Raw genomic sequence first — 952 nt, 5'->3', positions numbered from 1 at the left:
CCGGCACATAGCGCCCATATTTAGCGTGTGCTCACGATCCCCAGCAAGCGATGTGACAAGCGGCAGCTTCAGTTTCTAACCAGGCCCGAGATTGAAGCGATCCTGGACTGCACGGATCGAAGCACGTGGCTGGGGCGCCGCGATTATACTCTGCTATTGCTGGCCGCGCAAACGGGGTTACGGGTCTCGGAGATCATCGATCTCGAGCGAGAGTCGGTAATGCTCGGCCACGGTGCGCATGTGCAATGCGTTGGCAAGGGCCGCAAAGAGCGAAGTACGCCGCTCACAAAGGTTGCACAGCAAGCCCTTCGCTGTTGGCTCAAGGAGCCCAGAAAGCGAGGCGCAACGGCTCTCTTTCCGAATATGCACGGTGGCAAGCTCAGCGCCGACGGCGTCCAGGCACTGCTGAACAAATATGTCACCCAAGCGCGAGAGCGCTGCGTCTCCCTTCGGTCGAAGCGGGTGTCGCCTCATGTCTTGCGGCACAGCGCTGCCATGGAGTTGCTGCAGGCGGGCGTCGACTGCTCGGTCATCGCCCGGTGGCTGGGCCATGAGGCGATGGAAACGACGTTGACCTATCTTCATGCACATCTTGAACTGAAGGAATCCGCACTCGCCAAGCTGAAGCCGTATGAACGCGCCAAGGCTGAGCGATTTCGACCGCACGATTGGCTTCTGGAATTCCTGAACGCCCTCTGAACATGAGAACTATGCCGAGTGTCAACCATCAGCGCCCGGCCGAATTGGCCGGGAATGCGCGGTGTAACGGTCTTATCAAAAGAGGCGCTCGGCATAGTTCGCCAGTCGGCATAAACGGCGAAGATGAACAACGTCGACCCGCAAGCCTGGCTCACCCAAACCCTCGGCCCCATAGCTAAAGGCCGGGCCAGCAGCGATCTCGACGCACTCATGCCGTGGAGTTACGCGGGCTGAACGGCCTCAGCTTGCCGCT

1 protein-coding gene and 1 pseudogene are annotated in these 952 nt (G+C 59.9%); both read left to right on the top strand.

Going from position 1 to position 952, the window contains the following annotated elements:
* Nucleotides 1-27: 27 nt before the first annotated feature.
* On the top strand, nt 28-699 hold the full coding sequence (locus tag C5L12_RS27725; RefSeq protein WP_245423072.1) for a tyrosine-type recombinase/integrase: 672 nt from the start codon (nt 28-30) through the stop codon (nt 697-699).
* Between the two features lie 114 nt (nt 700-813).
* Nucleotides 814-933 (top strand): annotated as a pseudogene (locus tag C5L12_RS27720) (transposase domain-containing protein); the annotation flags it as partial.
* Nucleotides 934-952 lie beyond the last annotated feature (19 nt).

The organism is Neorhizobium huautlense (genome assembly GCF_002968575.1).
Taxonomy (GTDB): domain Bacteria; phylum Pseudomonadota; class Alphaproteobacteria; order Rhizobiales; family Rhizobiaceae; genus Neorhizobium; species Neorhizobium huautlense.
This window is presented reverse-complemented; position numbering and strand designations above follow the sequence as displayed.